The following is a 17,303-nucleotide window of genomic DNA, read 5'->3' on the forward strand; positions in this document are numbered from 1 at the left end:
AGAGATGGGCGGCAGACGGCCGCAACGCGCTGACGCGCGAACCAACCGCGAGCGGATTCTGAACGTCGCCGAGGAGGTATTCGGCAAGGGCGGCCAGTCTGCGTCCACCGAAGAGGTGGCCCGCCTGGCCAACGTCGGCATCGCCACAGTCTTCCGTCACTTCCCCACCAAAGCGGCGCTGCTGGAGGCCGCTCTCGTGCAGCGGTTCGATCGCCTGCGCGAGCAGGCCGAAACGCTGTTTCACGCCACGGACCCGGGTGCAGCGTTCTTCGACTTCTTCAGCCACCTCGTCGCCGACGCGTCCGGCAAAATCGCCATAGCCGAGGCGCTGCTCGAGGCCGGTGGTGACAACGGCGGCGACGCCGCTCAGGCATCGGACGGACTACGTCGAGCCGTCGGTGCTCTGCTTCAGCATGCCCAACGCGCCGGCGCCGTCCGAGATGACGTCGAACTGCCCGAGGTGTACGCCTTGCTCGTGGCCACATCACGAGCCTCCGCACACGCCCACCTCAAGGAGGAGGTACGAGACCGGATGCTCGCCATCGTCTTCGACGGCCTCGCGCCACTCCGGAACTCGCAGCCGCAGATGAAGATCTGAACTCGGCACACGCTCTAGGAGCGGGTCCGGCACAGTTCCTGGTCCACGAGTGTGATCATGGCCTGCTCGGTGTCCTGACCGCCGTCACTGCTGACGTACACCACGGCGGTCCGGGTCCCGTCTCGGGTGGCGCCACCCCAGGTGATATAGCCGAGCAGTTCGCCCCGGTGACCGAAGTAGCTGCCACCACAGGACAACGGGATCTCGGCAAGACCGAGTCCGTACCTCACGCCCAGCTCGGGCGCGTTCACGGTGGTCGTCATCTCGTCGAGTTGCGCCGTAGCCAGCAGACGGCCGCCGAGCAGCGCGGCGTAGAACCGGTTCAGGTCGTGCGCGGTGCTGATGACCGATCCGGAGCCGACGGCCATACTCGAATTGAGCACCGTAACGTCGGTGCCGGTGCCGGTGCCGGTGCCGAACGCGTAGCCCTGGGCGTGCGGGCCCAGGATGAACGGGAAGGTGCCGGGCGTACTGGTGTCCCTCAGACCCAGCGGGCGGATGATCCGGTCGTTCACCTCCTGCGCCCAGCTCCAACCGGTGACCTTTTGGATGATCATCGCGGCGAGAATGTAGTTGGTGTTGGAATACGACCATTGTTCGTCGTCCGGGAAGAATTTGGGAGGGAGCTGCATCGCCAGCCCCACCAACTCCTCGGGGGTGTAGGTGCGGAATCGCTCGGCTCGATAGCCGTCCGCGCTTTTCAACGCGGGTATTTCCGGCCCGATGTCACGGATGCCGCTGGTGTGCTGCAGCAGCTGCCGCACGGTGATCTGGCTGCCGTCGTTGCCGTTGCCCCGGACCACTCCCGGAAGCCACTGCTCGACGGTGTCCTCCAGGGACATTCGCCCCTCGCCGACGAGTTGCAGCACGACCGTGGCGGTGAAGGTCTTGGTGGCGCTGCCGATCCGAAATCTGCCGTTCAGTGGCATCTGCCTCCTGGTGCCCCTCTCGGCCGTCCCCGCGCGCGCGATGTCACGTGTGTCCGGTGACGTCACCTCGGCGGACACACCAACGGCCCCGGTGTCGTGGACCGCATCCACCTGCTGCTGGAGCGGATCGCCCTGCGGCGGCTTCGCCGCCGCCGTCCCGGTCGACGTGGCGAAGAGAACCGCGCCCAGGCTGCTCAGGACAAGCAGGTCCCGCCGACGCCTTCCTGGCACATGCATAATGATCCCCGTCCTGTTCGGGTTGCCTGCGTGTTCAGCGCTCAGGCTGTGGCCCCTGGTGTTCCGCTCCCGGAGCCGGTGGTCGACGACCATCCCACCAGCGATGAAGGGATCGGCCCATCCGGCTCTCCCCCCGACGTGCCGATGCGCTGTCCTCAGGGCAGTGCTGGGGGTTCCCCCCGTGGGGACACCGAGGCTTCTTCCCCCGGCCGGCTCCGGCCAGCAAGATCACGATCTACGGCTGTAGTACCAGGCACTTCCGGCCGATGGCGGCACGATCGTTGTTCCCGCAGGCGTCGCCAGGGATTACGCCCTGCTCGACGAAATTCACCCCAACAGGATCAGAAGTGCTGAGCAGTGGTTCAGGCGAGAAGAGCGGTTGGGAAGGGAACTCGGCAAGGGAAGTCTCTGGGAGAGGGTCCAGCCGGAGAACTGGAGCATGGACTCTGCGGTCCTCAAGAGCAGCGCGGATTTCAGAACGGGCGAGTTGTGAACGGGTGAGTGGCGCTTACCTGCGCCTCGGGCATGCGAGCCGTCGGCAGCAGTCGCCGAAGAGTTCGGCTTGGGGCTGATCAAATCTCCGTGTCCAGTCCGGTGATCTAACCGGCAAGGATGCGGAGAATGAGAACCTGGTCTTCGTTACCGATCCCGACGCGGAACGAGCCGGTGCGGGGAAGGCCGTGTTCGACCCAGGCGGCCACGGTGACCAGCACGACCTCAAGTCGTGTGCCTGCCGGGGTGAGTTGGTACTCCAATGGGGCGGGATCTGCGGGTGGGCGGTGCGGGTGGGCGATGCGGTTGGCCGGCCCAGTGAGGTTTTCTCACTGCCCGGCGGTGAGGAACAGAGATCCGACCAGAACTGACAGGAGGATCTCGTAGCCGAGGACGATGCACGCCAGGGCCAACACTCCCTTCTGCCACAGACGCGGTCCGCGGTAGGGAAGGAGCGGTGGCTGGTCCGAGGGTTGGAGCGCCGCTTCGGTCGGGGTCGTGCCCATCTCCGCGTGGGTGCGCCACCAGTGACGTAGCGTTTGGATCTTGGCTTCGAACTCCGAGTCCCAGAGCACGCGTCCGACACGCGGTACCGGCAATGGCGTTCGGCGACTGCTCGCTTCAAGGACGACAGGCCTGCGCCCGCCTCGGTGGCGCTCGACGGCGATCCCCTGAATCTCGTCCCAGGGAACGGTTCGGGGCCGCAGCCCTCGTATGACCAGGTGGTCGGCAGTGAGGATGACGCCTCTACCGAAGCTCAGGAAGCCCGCGCCCAGCAGCAGCGAGATCGCGACGAGTGCGCCGAGCGTGCGGCCAAGGAGCGTCGGGTGATCAGCGCCGGGCCCCTCGGCGAACCCCGCCATCACCGCGTCAGCCGCAAGCCAGCCGAGCAGCAGGACCGTGGGCACCGACCGGCTTGCCGCAGGTCGCATGCCCAGTCGCTCGGGCAGCCGGCCGTAGGTATGCCCCCAGGCGCCGAGTTCACCAGCTGTGTCTTCGACTCGGGCCGCGCCGCCGTTGGCAAGCCACCAGCTTCGGATGGTCGCGACCTTGTCGTCGAACCGGCGGTCGCGGGACAGGAAACCGGAGCTGGGCATTCGTAGCGCGGTGCGGCGTCCATCCGTCTCGTAGAGGACCACCCGCCGTCCGCCGGTGAACGGCTCGACCGCGACCTCGGCCACGTTGGTCCACGGGATGGTCCGGCGGCGCAGGTTGTGGACGACGACCGCCTCAGGAGTCAGGGTTACCCCGACGTAGCGGCTCAGCACCCACAGTTCGAGCGTGACGAAGAACGGCAGCACCATGGCCAGGACCCGCGATTCGAGCGGCAGGCCGGGCAGCCCGGGCCGCTGGTGCGCCCACAGCAAGGAGTTCGACAACTGCATCAGCACGGCGGCGCCGAGGAACAGGCCCAGTGGCAGGGACTGCTGCCACGAAGCCCGATAGCGGACTCGGCCGACCATTCCCGATGATTCCGCTCCGCCATTGCGGGCTTCCTGGTTCACAGCTCTTCCCCCTGCCGCACGAGCAACGCGGGGCATCATGCCTGGCCAGGGACTGCTCGCGCAATGGCTACCGGCGGCCCCAGCCCGACAGAGCAACTGGCAGGCAGGGCGAGAACGCGCCTTCTGCTCGTAGCGCCCACGGCGCTACTCCTGCTCCGGCCCTCCGCTCGGGAGCGCATCTGCCCGGTGTTGCGATCTGGGTGCATGGCCGGGTCGCACTGGAGCCCCCGGCCGCGGGTGGCCGTGAAGCCCCTGGTAGGACGCTTCTCGCTGCATGGTCGTCTGGCGAACCAGAGGCTCACGTCGGTCACCTATGCTGCCACGCTCGATGTCCCGCGCCACATCGTCGAGTTCCTCGCCCGCTACTCGCCGCAACGGCGTCGGATCGGCACCCCGCGCGGCTCCAGGGCGCTGGGGCCGTTCCGGCAGGCCGTGCTGGTGCTGCGCTGGTTCCGTGAGCGCGGCTGCGTGCACTGCCTGGCCCGCGACGCCGGTGTCTCCCGGGCCACCGGCTACCGCTACCTGCACGAAGGCATCGGTGTCCTCGCCGACCAGGCACCCGGCCTGCACGAGATATCGAAAGTGTGTCAGGAGTCGGGCATCACGCACGTGATCCTGGACGGCACCTTGATCGAGTGTGACCGGGTCGCCGGAGTCCGCGAGAACGGCCACGACCTGTGGTTCAGCCGGCTCCAGCTCCCGCATCCCCACGCCCTCCCACGGTCTCCCGGCGTACCGGTCCGGTGACGGATCGTAAGAGCGGCAGCAGGGTCGTCGCAGCCGAACCCGACAACGACCCCGGCCGACATGCCACGACCCACATGCCCAGCCCCGACCCTGATCCAACCACCCAGCAGGAGCGGTCAGAAACGACCTAGCGGGCTGAGTCGGGAGTGCGCTGCGGAGCAGCCAGGACCCAGGCGGCGAAGGCTTCGACGCCGTCCACGACGGCCTCGAAGCGCGGGGAGTGGAACAGGTCGAACGAGTGCTGTCCGCCGGGCAGTTCGGCATAGACCACGGTGCTGTCCGAGACACGGCGCAGCCGGTCGACGAAGTTCCGGGCGCCCTCGACGGTCGCCAGCGCGTCCTTGGTGCCGTGGGCGATGAGGAACGGTGGCGCACCGGGGTTGAGGTACGCATACGGTTGGTTGGGGGACGGCGTTGCGTCGGGCTCCTCGCCGAAGAAGTGGCCGTAGTAGCCATAGAGGCAGATCGCCGCGGTGACCGAGGTGTCGGCCAACTCGAATCCGGGCTGGAACACCGGGTCGTTCGGCGTGAGCGCGCACAGGGCCGCCAGGTTGGAGCCGGCTGAGCTGCCCGCCACGAACAGCCTCGACGGATCGGCGCCGTACTCGGGGGCGTGCTCGCGGACCCAGGCGATGACCTTCTTGGCGTCGATCTGATGGCCGGGGAAAGTGGTCTGGGGCCGCAGCCGGTAGTTGGCGCTGATGCACACCCACCCCTGGCCGGCGAGCCGGTAAAGCAGGGGCCGTGCCTCGCGGTTCTTCGCTCCGCTGGTGTACCCGCCGCCGTGGAAGTAGATCAGGACCGGCCCGTTGTGCGGTGTGTCGCGGCGGCGGTAGATGTCGAGCAGATTCCGGCGCCCGGCGTCCCCGTAGCGGATGTTGGGGATCCGCTCCACGTCATGCCGCCGCATCAGGCCCGGTAGCAGCAGGATGCGGGCCCAGGGCCGGTGGCGGCGCAGCGATACGTGCACACGATCTTGCCAGTCGGTGCCGAGGCCCTGCTCAAGGGCGAGCCCGACCACCTGGTCCGTCCGCAGGCCCCGCCAGGCGGACACGGCCATCCCGGGGATGGTGGCGAGGGCCACCGCGGCCGTCACCTTGCTGGCCGGTGACCCGAGATCGCCTTGGGCGGCGGCCAATGCCGTGGAGGCCACCACGGCGAACATGCCCAGGAACGGCGCCTCGTTGAGGACCATGCCGAACCAGAAGCTCATGGTCGCCAGTGGTCGGGGCCGACGTGGCGCGACAACGGCGAAGAAGGTGCACCAGGTCAACAGCACGGTCGTCGCCACGTATCCCATCGGCATGTCCATGAACGTATCACCGTCAACTCGGGGAAATTTCCTGGGACTTCGCCGCCCAGCCCCGCCGGCGCAGGTCGCTCGTTCGTGAAGATCCAACGAACCCGGTTCAACATCAGCGCACACACGCGTTCTCGGCAAGGTCCGCACCGGCCCGAAGTGGGAGTACTGCTCTGGCGAGGGCCCTGCTGGTCCTGACGAGGCGCGAAGTCTCCCGGTGACCGACGATCTTCACCGAAGTCATCCGCCCACGACCAGCACGAGCACCATGAACCCCGCGCACACCAGACCCATGACCTGCAAATTCAGTGGCGGCGCAGGAGAGGAAACGCGGCTGCCCGGTGCGGAATTGGATCATAAGAGGGGACAATGTCCGTGCAGGGCAACGTCGTTGGGTCACAGGGAGAGGGACAAGATGCTGGAGGAACTTGTTCTGGTCGGGGGAACCACGGTCGTCGCGGCCATGGCCACCGACTCGTGGACGGTCGCGCGCGGCGGAGTCGCACGGCTGTTCCGCCGCCGCGGAGAGGACCGACAGACCGCCATCGAGGCCCAGCTCGACAACAACGAGGCCCTCGTCGCGAGGGCCGACGACGCCGAGCGGGTACGTCAGAGCCTGCTCCCCGTGTGGATGCTGGAGCTGGAATCGCTCCTGGACGAGTACCCGGACGCCGCGGACGAACTGCGTGAGCTGACCGAGGAGATCAAGAAGCGGTTGCCCGAGACGCGGCAGCCCCAGGTGCAGAACAACGTGGCCAAGGACAACGGACAGGTTTTCGCGGCTCTGGGCGGCAATGTCATCGTGCACCCGGCGCCTCCTGGACAGGCGGGAGGTACCGGAGCCGCCCGGTGAGTCGGCCCGGAGCCGGACCACGGCAGACGGTCCGCGTCGACGGCGGGTTCGGCTACGGCGTCATCGGCGCCGACCTGCACGTCTTCCCCGACCGGGGCCCGGTCTACCTGCTCTCCCGGTATCGACCTGCTCCGGGCCTGGCCCCCGCCCTCTCACTCGGGGAGAGGGACACGGTCGGACCCGCCTCCCAGCCCAGTCGGCTCCTCAACGCCCGCTTCCAGGTCGTGGATTTCACCGGTCGGGCCGAGGAGCGGGCGGAGCTGGCCGCATGGCGGGACGGTGACGGTCCCCGCGCCGCCCTCTGGCTGCACGGAGCCGGCGGCCAGGGCAAGACCCGGTTGGCTGCGCAGTTCGCGGCCGACAGCGCGTCAAGGGGCTGGAAGGTCGTCTCGGCCACTCACGGCGCCGGTACGATCCACCCGCACCCGGGAAGCCAGGACCTGCGGCTCGATGGCGCCGCGGGGCTCCTCCTGGTCGTCGACTACGCCGACCGCTGGCCCCTCTCCCATCTGACGTGGCTGTTCAGTAACAAGCTGCTGGACGGGCCCCTGCCGACCCGACTGCTGTTGCTGGCCCGGTCCGTCGCCCCCTGGCCCGCCGTGCGCTCCGCGCTGGAGGACACCAGGACGGAGGCGGGCGACCTCGCACTGCGACCGCTCGATGAGCGCCGCGGTGGACTCGACGCCCGCCGAGCCATGTTCACCGTCGCCCGCAACTGCTTCGCCGCCCACTACGGTCTCGCCGACCCGAACGCCATCGCCGTACCCGGCTATCTGGACCGGTCGGACTTCGGCCTGGTCCTGGCGTTGCACATGGCCGCGCTGGTGGCCGTCGACGCCCACGTCCGCGGCGGCAGCCCGCCGAAGGACATGGCGGGCCTGTCCGCATATCTGCTCGACCGCGAACGCAGGCATTGGACCCGGCTCCACGAACTCCGCCTGGAGGGCCTGGAGTACGAGACCCCGCCCGGCGTCATGAGCCAGGTGGTCTTCACCGCCGCGCTCGCCGGCGCGACCACCCACCACGACGGCACGGCCCTGCTCGGTGGCCTGGGCATGGAGCGCCCCGCGCGGCTCCTGGCCGATCACGCCACTTGCTACCCGCCCGAGGAGCCCGGCGCGGTCCTCGAACCCCTCTACCCCGACCGGCTCGCCGAGGACTTCCTCGCCCTCGCCCTCCCCGGCCACGACACGACCGGCTACCCCACGGCTCCCTGGGCGCCGGATTTCATCGGCACGCTCGTCGCCCGCGACCCGGACGGCTCGCCGCCTGCTCATCTGGCCCGTGCCCTGACCTTCCTGGCCTCCACGGCGGCACCGCACCGCTGGCCGCACGCCGCCCGGTACCTGGAAACCCTGCTGCGCACGGACCCAGCCCTGGCCGTCGCCGCCGGCGGCGCGGCCCTGACCGCGCTGGCCGCGGTCGACCTCGACACCGAGGTCCTGGAGGCGGTCGACGCGTACTTCCCCCACCGCGGACAGGCAGATCTCGATGCCGGTATCGCCGCCGTCACCGAGCGCCTCGCCGAACGCCACCTCTCCACCACCCAGGACTCCTCCGCGCACGCCCGGCTGTACCAGAACCTCGGGTTCCGGCTGGAGAGGGCGGGCCATCGGGAGGACGCCGTGGCCGCGGCCGAGAAAGCGGTCGCTCTCCTGCGGAAACTCGCCGCCGTCGACGCTGCCACGTACGAGCCTGCGCTCGCCATGGCCCTGGCCCAGCTGAGCGAGCGTGCTCATTCGGCTGACCGCACGGAGGCCAGCCGCCACGCCGCCGAAGAGGCCGTCGGTCTCTTCCGAAGACTGGCGGACGTCGACCCCACAGCGCACGAACCCGGACTCGCCCTGTCGCTCTCCCACCTCGGCGTGAACCTGTCCGAGGCCCGGGACCCCGAGGCGGCCCTCGCCGTGACCCAGCGGGCCATGGGAATCTTCCAGAGGCTGGCGGCCACCGACCCCGAGACCTACGGGCCCGGCCTGGCCGTGACCCTGGTCAACGAGGCCGTTCTGTGCCGGCAGCAGCGGCGGTGGTCGGACGCCCGGACGGCTGCCGAACGGGCGGTCGCGCTCATCCGGCGGCTGGTGGCCGGCGGACCCGCGGTCTCCACGTCCGAGTTCGACCGGTCCGTCGCGGTCGACGAGTCCGACCTGGCGACGGCCCTGTCCGTTCTTGGGCTGCTGCTGTGGGGCGCACGCCGCCGCGACGACTCCCTGGCCGCCCTGCGGGAGGCGGCGGACATCAGATGCCGACTGGCGACGGCCAACCCCACCGCCCATGAACACGCTCTGGCCGATGACCTCTCCTCCCTCGGCACCTACCTCGCGCAGAGCGGCCGTGCCGAGGAGGCGCTGGCCGTGACCGCGCAGAGCGTGGAGATCTACCAGCGCCTCGCGTCGCAGAACCCCGGGGCGTTCGAGAAGCCACTGCGCACGGCGCACGAGGCATACCGGACCCTGCGCGAGCGGCTGAGCGGAACTGCCCCCGAAACCGACAGGACCTGGACTCTGGAGGAGCACTATGTGGCGCTCCTCAACCAGGACGAGGTCTGGCAGGACGCCCAGGACCGCCGCCATCGCCTGGACGACATGGACCCCCGCTACAGCGGCAACGTGCTGCGGTTCCTGCTCCGGCAGGCCGATGTCCTCTTCGAGGGGTTGTTGCACGGGCTCGGCGCCTCCCCCGAGTCGCTCGGCCGATGGGCCGGTGAGACTGCCGAGACCTGGCTCGCCCGGCAACCGCTCGCCGTCGCCCTGCGCCGCCGCTCGGAGGGGAAGCCGGCCCGACCGGAACTCTGCTATTGCGGGTACGCCATTCAGCCCGAGTGGAATCATGATCATTGCTATCCCGGCATCATCGTCGACTGAACAGCGCTGCCGACCGGGTGGACGAGGGGAGACGCGTGGGGGACATGGCCGAACTCGGTCTGCCGGTCGTGGAGGTCGTACGGGAGCGCTGGGGCGTCGTCCTGCCCGCCGACGGTCTCATCGCCCGTTTCGCCGAACCCGGTTGGACCTACGAGGAGGAGGTGGCACGCCCCTGCCCCGAGTGCGACGGCCGGATGCACTCGCTGCGCAGACCGTACGAGTCGGCGGGGAAGGTCTACCGCTACGTGGCCGTCGTCTGCCCGGTCTGCCCGGCGGCGTACACCCTCGCGGACCTGGGCGTGAAGACCTACGAAAAGCTGTGCGCGCGGCCCGGTGCGGCGAAGTCGGACGCGGTGGAGCCCGGCGAGGCGAACGAGTCCGGTGCCGTGCCCCCGGCGCGGGCGTCTCGCCGGACGGGCGCGGTGGGGCCGACAGGGACGCGGGTCGGGGTGACAGCACGGACGAACTTGCCGTGGGTGTCCGAAGGGGCACGAAGTTGGGAACGGTTCCTCGGCCCTTGCCCCACCGGGCCGGGCGTCACCATCACCGCTGTCGCGGCATCTCCCGCCCCTGCCTGGCCGACGGATCTGCCGATGCCGGCCGAGCCGGAGAAGCGCCGCCTGTTCTGGCGCAAGGTCACCGACCCTGCCTGGCGGCCGCCCGAGGGGGCGGTGACGGCGGCCGACGACATCCGGATCATCCTGCCCGAGGGCCCCGCCTTCGACGACCTGCGCGCCCACCTGGCCGAGCGGGGCATTGCGTTCCGCAGCGTCCGGCACTGGGTGGAGGACGAACAGGTCGGCACGGTGGGCGAGTTCGGCAGTCCCACGGATCTGGTGGCCCACCCCGCCCGCGCATTCGCGGGCCTGGGTTCCCCCATGCCGCCCACGCCCGTCGCGGGACCCGGGGCGCACGCCGCCCGGGACGCGTTCGAGGCCCAGTGGGACGCCCTGGCGGACCTGCCGGACGCCGACGAGGCCCCGTACGTACCGGTCACCGATCTGGTTCCCGAGGACTGGACCCGGCTGTTGCCGCACCCCACCTTCAACCCGGCACAGGCCGAAGCCGTTCCCGCCCTCCTGGAGGACGACGGCCATGTGATGGTCGTCGCCCCGACCGGCGCGGGCAAGACACCCATCGGCATGGTGGCCGCGCTGCGCGCCCACGCGCAGGGCCGCAAGGCGGCCTGGCTCGTCCCCCAGCGGTCGCTCACCGACGAACTCGACCGTGAACTGGAGAACTGGCGGCGGCACGGCATCGGGATCGTCCGGCTCACGGGCGAGTACGCCACCGACACCGAACTCGTCCGCGAGGCCGACATCTGGGTCGCCACCACCGAGAAGTTCGAGGCGATCTGCCGAAACGGGTCGCTGGGCGGTGTCCTTGCCGAGGTCGGCGCTCTGGTCGTCGACGAGATCCACCTGCTCGGTGATCCGGTGCGGGGCGCCGTGCTCGAAGCGGTGCTCACGCGGGTACGCGAGGACAGTGCCCAGACCCGCATCGTCGGACTGTCGGCGACAGTGGCCAACGCCGACGAGGTCGCCGACTGGCTGGGGGCCCGGCTGATCCGTACGTCATGGCGGCCGACCCGGCTGACCTGGCAGATCCCCCTGCTGCCCGCCGCACGCGACGGCGAACGCTCCATGCGGTCCACCGCTGCTCGGACCTCCGCCGCCGTGCGGCTGGTCCGGACCGTGACCGACGAGGATGGCAGCGTGCTCGTCTTCTGCAGCAGCAAGCGCGGAGTGCGTGCGACGGCACTGGCCATCGCCGCGGACCGCGGGGCCCCGACACGCGGCGTCGACGCGGACGACACAGAAATCGTCGAGCGGCTGTGCGGCAGCGTCGGCGTCGGACTGCACTACCGCGACTGGCCGTACAAGCGCGAGGCCGAGAAGGCGTTCCGGGCCCGGGAGAGCGACGTCCTGGTCGCGACCTCCACCGTGGCAGCCGGGGTGAACCTCCCCGCCCGCGCCGTCGTCGTGCGCGACGGCCGCCTCGGCCAGAATCGGATCGAGGTGTCCATGGTGCAGCAGATGTTCGGCCGCGCCGGACGGGTCGGCGCGGGAGAGCGGGAGGGCTGGGCCTATCTGCTGGCGGACGAGACGGAGCGCCCCGCATGGCAGGCGCGGCTGACCCTCGGCTACACCGTGCGTTCGCGTATCGGTGACCGGCTGCCCGACCACCTGCTGGCCGAACTGGTGCAGGGACGCGTGACCTCGCTGGAGGAGGCCGAGGACTGGTGGACCGACACATTCGCCTTCCATCAGGGGCACGACAGTGTCGAGCCGCTCCATGACGCCGTGGACTGTCTGGAGGAGGCCGGCTTCCTGCGCCGGCATGCCGGACCTGGGGGCGACACGTTCCTGGAACCGACCGAACCGGGCACGCTGACCAGCCGCTTCATGGTGGACGCCGTCCTGGCGCACGAGTTGTCCGAAGCGGTACGCAACCTGCCCGTACCGGAGGACCCCGACCACGCCGAACGGGCACTGACGAGGGTGCTGGCCACCCGGCTGCCGGAACTGGCGGAGGCCGCGTTCAGCGACCGCGCCCGCGCCACCCTGCGCAGGGTGCTGCGCCACCAGGGCCGGACGGAGCAGCTGGAGACCGATCAGGAACCACCGGACAAGGACGAGGGACTGCTGCCGGGAGACCTGGCCCACGCGGTGCTGCTGCTGGTCGCCACCAGCCCCCAGGCGTTCGCCGCGCGCGCCGGGTACGTGCTCGGCATCCCGGCCGAGAGCCTGACGGCCGTCCTCGACGAGGCCCAGCGCTATCTGGCCTGGCTGGGTGCCCAGGGAGAGCTGGGTACCGTCCACCCCTGGGCGGCCGTCGTGGCCGCCGACCTCGCCGAACGCATCCGCTGGCGCGCCCTCGGCCCCGAGCGGGGCGCCGGCCGGCTGCTGTGGATGTGCGGCCGGATGGCCACACCGCGGCTGGCACCGCGTCTCGTACCGCGCATGTGGCGCGCGGCGCGCGATCGCGGTATCGGTGCCCCCGACTGGACGGGCACCACCCCGCCGCGCGACAGCGCGATCACACCGGCGCGATACCAGGCGCTGCTCAAGCAGCGCGCCACCGGAACCGCCCTCACCCGGCACTCCGGCTCACTGCGCGTGGAAGCCCCGCACGGCGCGGTGATCTGCCTCTGGGACGGCGCGACGACGATCCGGTACGTCTCCGACGGCACCCCCGCCATACTCGACCACCCGCCGGGCAATCCCGGTGACTCTTCGAGAGGCCGACGAGGAGGCGCCGTCTTCACACGCGGCGACCGCCACGCCGCAGGGTGGCTCGCGCCCTACAACGGGCACTCCTGACAACGGGTTTCACAAAGCGACTCCTGAGCACCGGCAACGGACGCTCCGACCGCCGGCGACGCGACGGAGATCCCTGTGGTTCCCGCATGCGCCCACCGGGCGCGGGTAGAGGCGCAGGGCGCCGTTTCGTCGCACCGGGTCGGCACGGGAGCAGGCCGGGAATGGCTCCTCCCGTGCCGGTGCCGCCGCGACCGCCGCCATCGGTGTTCTCCCGCGTGCCCCTCAGGCGGTGCATCCCGATCGCCCTTCTCGTCGGCACGGTGTTGTCCCTGGCCAACCAGGGTTCTGCCGTCGCGTCCGGGGACGCCGGCGCGGCCACGGCCGTGCGCGTGGCGATGAACTTCGTGGTGCCGTTCTGCTTGTCGAGCGGCGGATACTTCAGCCGCCGGAGGGCCACCTGGCGCGATGATCGACAGCCAGTCAGAGCGCCGCACCCAGCATCTGGTCCATCGACGGACCCGACATCTGCAAACCCGGCAGCAGCCAGTCCTGGAAGGGGGCGAGCACGGCCAGTACGAGGAGGGCGACGCCCACCGCCCAACTGAGCCAGGGGCCGCCCCGCCACAGCTTCTCCAGGAAGATCACCGCCGCCAGGCCCGCCATCGCCGCCACGTTCATCACGCCGAGGGGGATCAGGACGATCATCAGCCCCCAGCAGCAGCCGACGCAGTAGAGCCCGTGGTGCGCGCCCACCCGCAGATCCTTCGCCCACGGCCGGAACCGCGCGTACCGCAACAGCTGGAACATCGGGCTGCGGCAGTGCCGCAGACAGACCCGCTTCAGCGGCCCGAACTGCTGGACTCCCGCCAGCAGGAACGCGCCCGCGCCGATCCAGCGCCCCGACTCGGGGTGGGCGTCGACCAGGTGCCCCGTCGCCGCCAGGGCCCCGTACACCAGCAGTCCGAAGCCGGCCCAGGCCAGCAGATAGCCGCCGACGAATTCGGTGAGGCGCAGCGCACGGACGCGGCCCGCGGTGCTGCGGTTGATCGCCTGTACCCAGGTGAGAGCCAAGGGTGCCAGCGACGGCAGCATCATCGCCGCCATCATGACCACCCACAGGAGCAGGAAGAGCGGGAGCGCCAGACCCATGGTGCCCGGCTCCATCCCCATGTCGCGGGACTGCGCGGCCGTGAGCACCCACGCCAGAGCGGCGATCAGGGTCAGGAGAAGCCAGCCGAGGGCCAGATCACGCCTCGGCAGCAGGACCCCAAGCCGGGTGGGCTCCGGCGGGGCGAGCCGGAGATGCGGCACGGCATGCCTCCCAAGGACGCCCGCTTCGGTGGCCGCGATGAGCACTCCGAAGACATCTCCAGCAGATCACGGAATCGCCGGCCTCAAAAGCGGAGGACCGGGACCCGGGCGGCAGCCCTCATGACAGTGACCGGGCCCACCCGGTGCGTCGACGACCGCGACGGATGTCGCCCCAGGGCGACGTATGCGTGCCGGCGTCCCCGTCAGCGCCTCCCGGCTCCCCTTGCCTCCGAAGGCCGCTTCGCTTTCGTGTCGGCGAGGAGCACCCTGGAAGTGACGCCGCTCCGTATACCGGGAGAGGAGGAGCGAGATGGCTGAGCAGACCACCAGCAGCCCGCCCTGGCGCGTGGTCGGCGACTGGTTCGACACCTGCAACTGCGCCATACCCTGCCCGTGCACATTCGCCCAGCCCCCGTCCGAGGGCGATTGCGAGGGCGTGCTTGCCTGGCACATACGCGAGGGACAGTTCGGGGATGTCCGGCTCGACGATCTGAATGTCCTGATGCTCGGGTCCTTCACCGGCAACGTGTGGACCGGCGAGCACACGGACCCGTATGCCGCCGTCTTCGTCGACGAGCGCGCCGACGACCAGCAGCGCGCCGCACTCGGCGCGATCTTCGGCGGGGAGGCCGGTGGCTGGCCACAGCAGTTCGTCGAGGTCCTCGGACCCGAGATGCGCGGCATGGACGTCGCTCCGATCACCGTCGAGGTCGACGAGGACCTGGGGGCGTGGCGCGCTGAGATTCCCGGCCGGGTGACCGCCCGTGCCGAGGCCCTCACCGGTCCCACCACAGCCGAGGGGGCACGGGTCCAGGTCCACAACGCCCCCGGTGCCGAGGTCGGCCCGGGACAGATTGCCACCTGGGGCCGGTCCACCACCGATCAGGCCGACGCCTTCGGCTTCAGCTGGAGCCGCAGCGGCAGGTCCAGCAAGTACTTCCCCTTCGATTGGAGCGGCCCCGACTGACGCGCGATCGGTCGGCGCTCCGGGCGGTCGGTCATCAGCTCATGGTCACGCCGGACGAAGACTTCACTGGCCCACGGCTCTGCGAGGCCTTCGTGAACCGGCTCACCTTCGGCGGCGACATCATCGGGACCGGCACCGACTCCTGGCGCCTTGCGCATACCAAGGCCCGGAAGGCAGTGGCTGACCGGGGAGTTCACCGCTCACGGGCGGTCTGCGCCGACACGTCGTACCCGACGAACGTGAACATGCGAGCCCCACCGCCAGAGGGGCAGGCTTGCCCGCGAAACGTGCCGCTCGGCGGCGTGGGCGATGAATGCGTGACCAGGGCGACGAGCCACCTGATCGAGGAAGCACGGCCTGGTCGGGTCGTCAGGCACTCCGTGTACGTCCATCCCGACGCCCCCAGCCCGTGCCGGGCCCGGCACCGCCGGTCACCAGCCGGTCAGCAGCAAGTGATTGAGAAGGAGGGCGATCACGGCCTGCGCGGCGAGCCAGGCGCGGGGTCGGGTCAGGAATGCACACGAGGCCAGTAGCCATATGGCGAACGGCAACCAGATGCGCTCGGTCTCCGCTTTGCTCATCCCGGACGGGTCGGCGATGAGCAGAGCGGCGAGCGCGGCGGCGGCGAGCAGGGCGAGGCGGAGGTCAGGGGAGGCGCCGGACCCACCCCCTCTTCGGTGGGACTGTATGAACAAGGAAGATTCTTGGTCTGCTGGTGGTACAAGCGTCATGCGTCGCTGACCTGTGTAAGCGTGGCTACGTGTGGCTCGTTGGAGCCGTCGGCCCGGGACTGGTCCGGATCTTCTCCCCAGCGAGACGAGCCTGGTCATCTGTCGACGTCGGACCCCTCAGCTGGTGGACTGCTCCAAGCGGATGTGTCGGCCCGCGCACTGCTACGGCGAGGTGGGCGGGTGCGGGGAGCGGAGTACGAGCAGGGTGATCTCGCTGGGGGCGAAGACGCGGAACGGCGGGCCCCAGAAGCCGGTGCCGCGGCTGGTGTAGAGGAGGGTGCGGGGGCCGTGGTGGCTGAGGCCGGCGAGGGCGGGCTGGTCGATGCGGACGAGGTGGTGGAAGGGCCAGATCTGGCCGCCGTGGGTGTGGCCGGAGAGTTGGAGGTCGATGCCGGCGGCTGCTGCCCGGTCGATGAACTTGGGCTGGTGTGCCAGGAGCAGGACGGGTAGGTCGGGGTCGGCGCCGTTCAAGGCTCCGGCGAGGTGGGCGCGGTGGCCTGCCAGGCCGGAGGACTCGGCGGTGACGTCGTCCACGCCGGCGACCACGAGGGTGTCGCCTCCGCGTTCGAGCAGCAGATGGCGGTTGCGCAGCGGCTCCCAGCCCAGCTCGTCCATCAGGTCGACCCAGCCCTGGGCCTCGCTGTAGTACTCGTGGTTGCCGGTGACGTAGACCCGGGCCCGGGTGGCCCGCACGGTTCCGAGGGGGGCGGCCTGGGCGCGGCGGCGTTCGGCCGTGCCGTCCGCGATGTCGCCGGTGTGGCAGACCAGGTCGGCTTCCAGGGTGTTCACCGTCTCGCACACCCGTGCCGACCAGCGTGCGCGATCGAGGGGACCGTAGTGGGTGTCGGTGATGAGGACGACGCGGGTGCCGTCCAACCCGGCACCCAGCCGCGGGAGTCGCACGTCGAGTCGGCGCACGCGTGGCACGCGGCGGGCCTCGGCGTACCCCCAGGCGAGCAGTACGGCGGTGACGCCGAGGACGGCCCACGTGACGATTCGGGCCCGGTCCTGACTCTCCTCGACGCCGGCCACGGTCAGGGCGAGCCGCAAGAGGACGCCGAGCAGAACGGACCAGGTGAACAGGACCCAGCTGGTGCCCAGCAGGGTGTCACCGAGGATCGCTGCCCGGTCCTGCTGGCGCCGGCCGTGGCCGCGCACCATCGCGAGCGGCATACCGATGAGGCCGAGGGCGAACAGGACGGTGCCGGCGAGCGTGACGGGCAGCGGCCAGTGCTGGCCGGTGTACAGGAGCACCCCGCAGGGCACGGCCCACAGCAGGACGGGGGCGATCAGGGGGATGTAGCGCATCAGGCGGATCAGTCGGCTCTGCTGCGGCGCTTGCGCTTCGCTGTCGACGGGTCGGGTGTCGCTGGTGTCGGTCACGCTTCCCCTCCCTGACCAGGCTGCCGTCTCGCGCACTGTATCCGGTCGCCCTCGGGCCGGCCGCACCGGCGTTCATGAGCGCGGCCCCCTTGGGGCGAAGGGCTCTGCGGGATGGCGAGGCTC

General features: G+C 70.3%; 12 protein-coding genes and 2 pseudogenes. 7 read left to right on the forward strand and 7 right to left on the reverse strand.

Annotated features, from left to right (window positions below; translation table 11 throughout):
• Positions 1-4 precede the first annotated feature (4 nt).
• Positions 5-598 carry a TetR/AcrR family transcriptional regulator gene (locus OG289_RS44100; protein ID WP_327319632.1) on the forward strand — a complete coding sequence of 198 codons (594 nt, stop codon included), beginning with the start codon at positions 5-7 and terminating at the stop codon, positions 596-598.
• Positions 599-612: 14 nt separating this feature from the next.
• Here OG289_RS44100 and OG289_RS44105 read toward each other — a convergent pair whose 3' ends face one another.
• The 3 genes from OG289_RS44105 to OG289_RS44110 form a co-directional block, all read right to left on the reverse strand.
• Positions 613-1,764 carry a serine hydrolase domain-containing protein gene (locus tag OG289_RS44105; protein ID WP_327319633.1) on the reverse strand — a complete coding sequence of 384 codons (1,152 nt, stop codon included), beginning with the start codon at positions 1,762-1,764 and terminating at the stop codon, positions 613-615.
• Between the two features lie 599 nt (positions 1,765-2,363).
• Positions 2,364-2,558, reverse strand: coding sequence for a hypothetical protein (locus tag OG289_RS49865; protein ID WP_442819128.1), 195 nt, complete (start codon positions 2,556-2,558; stop codon positions 2,364-2,366).
• A 27-nt stretch (positions 2,559-2,585) separates the two neighbouring features.
• The gene (locus OG289_RS44110) at positions 2,586-3,761 is read right to left on the reverse strand and encodes a hypothetical protein (RefSeq protein WP_327319634.1); all 1,176 of its coding nucleotides are present in this window, start codon (positions 3,759-3,761) and stop codon (positions 2,586-2,588) included.
• A 237-nt stretch (positions 3,762-3,998) separates the two neighbouring features.
• Between OG289_RS44110 and OG289_RS49870 the strand changes: the two genes are divergently transcribed.
• A complete protein-coding gene (locus OG289_RS49870) occupies positions 3,999-4,508 on the forward strand; it encodes a hypothetical protein (protein ID WP_442819038.1) in 510 nt (169 codons plus the stop codon).
• A gap of 127 nt (positions 4,509-4,635) precedes the next feature.
• On the opposite strand, the gene OG289_RS44120 is transcribed toward OG289_RS49870, so the two are convergent.
• Positions 4,636-5,814, reverse strand: coding sequence for an alpha/beta hydrolase (locus OG289_RS44120; protein ID WP_327319635.1), 1,179 nt, complete (start codon positions 5,812-5,814; stop codon positions 4,636-4,638).
• A 409-nt stretch (positions 5,815-6,223) separates the two neighbouring features.
• Here OG289_RS44120 and OG289_RS44125 point away from each other — a divergent pair, with 409 nt between their 5' ends.
• From OG289_RS44125 to OG289_RS44135, 3 genes are read left to right on the forward strand one after another with little or no spacing between them, the layout of a single operon-like run.
• On the forward strand, positions 6,224-6,661 hold the full coding sequence (locus OG289_RS44125) for a hypothetical protein (RefSeq protein ID WP_327319636.1): 438 nt from the start codon (positions 6,224-6,226) through the stop codon (positions 6,659-6,661).
• Positions 6,658-9,525, forward strand: coding sequence for a tetratricopeptide repeat protein (locus tag OG289_RS44130; protein ID WP_327319637.1), 2,868 nt, complete (start codon positions 6,658-6,660; stop codon positions 9,523-9,525). The genes OG289_RS44125 and OG289_RS44130 overlap by 4 nt, the downstream gene beginning before the upstream one ends.
• 44 nt (positions 9,526-9,569) lie before the next feature.
• On the forward strand, positions 9,570-12,848 hold the full coding sequence (locus OG289_RS44135) for a DEAD/DEAH box helicase (RefSeq protein WP_327320985.1): 3,279 nt from the start codon (positions 9,570-9,572) through the stop codon (positions 12,846-12,848).
• Positions 12,849-13,268: 420 nt separating this feature from the next.
• Here the strand turns inward: OG289_RS44135 and OG289_RS44140 are convergent, their stop codons facing one another.
• Complete coding sequence (locus OG289_RS44140) at positions 13,269-14,099, reverse strand: DUF2182 domain-containing protein (RefSeq protein WP_327319638.1); 831 nt, start codon at positions 14,097-14,099, stop codon at positions 13,269-13,271.
• Between the two features lie 310 nt (positions 14,100-14,409).
• Between OG289_RS44140 and OG289_RS44145 the strand changes: the two genes are divergently transcribed.
• Complete coding sequence (locus OG289_RS44145) at positions 14,410-15,066, forward strand: DUF1326 domain-containing protein (protein ID WP_327319639.1); 657 nt, start codon at positions 14,410-14,412, stop codon at positions 15,064-15,066.
• A gap of 62 nt (positions 15,067-15,128) precedes the next feature.
• Positions 15,129-15,236: pseudogene (locus OG289_RS44150) on the forward strand (IS21-like element helper ATPase IstB); the annotation flags it as partial.
• A gap of 261 nt (positions 15,237-15,497) precedes the next feature.
• Here the strand turns inward: OG289_RS44150 and OG289_RS44155 are convergent.
• Both OG289_RS44155 and OG289_RS44160 read right to left on the reverse strand, forming a co-directional pair.
• Positions 15,498-15,713: pseudogene (locus OG289_RS44155) on the reverse strand (hypothetical protein); the annotation flags it as partial.
• Between the two features lie 246 nt (positions 15,714-15,959).
• Positions 15,960-17,180, reverse strand: a complete 1,221-nt coding sequence (locus OG289_RS44160) for a metallophosphoesterase (protein ID WP_327319640.1) — start codon at positions 17,178-17,180, stop codon at positions 15,960-15,962.
• Positions 17,181-17,303 lie beyond the last annotated feature (123 nt).

This window comes from Streptomyces sp. NBC_01235 (assembly GCF_035989285.1).
In the GTDB taxonomy this organism is placed as follows: domain Bacteria; phylum Actinomycetota; class Actinomycetes; order Streptomycetales; family Streptomycetaceae; genus Streptomyces.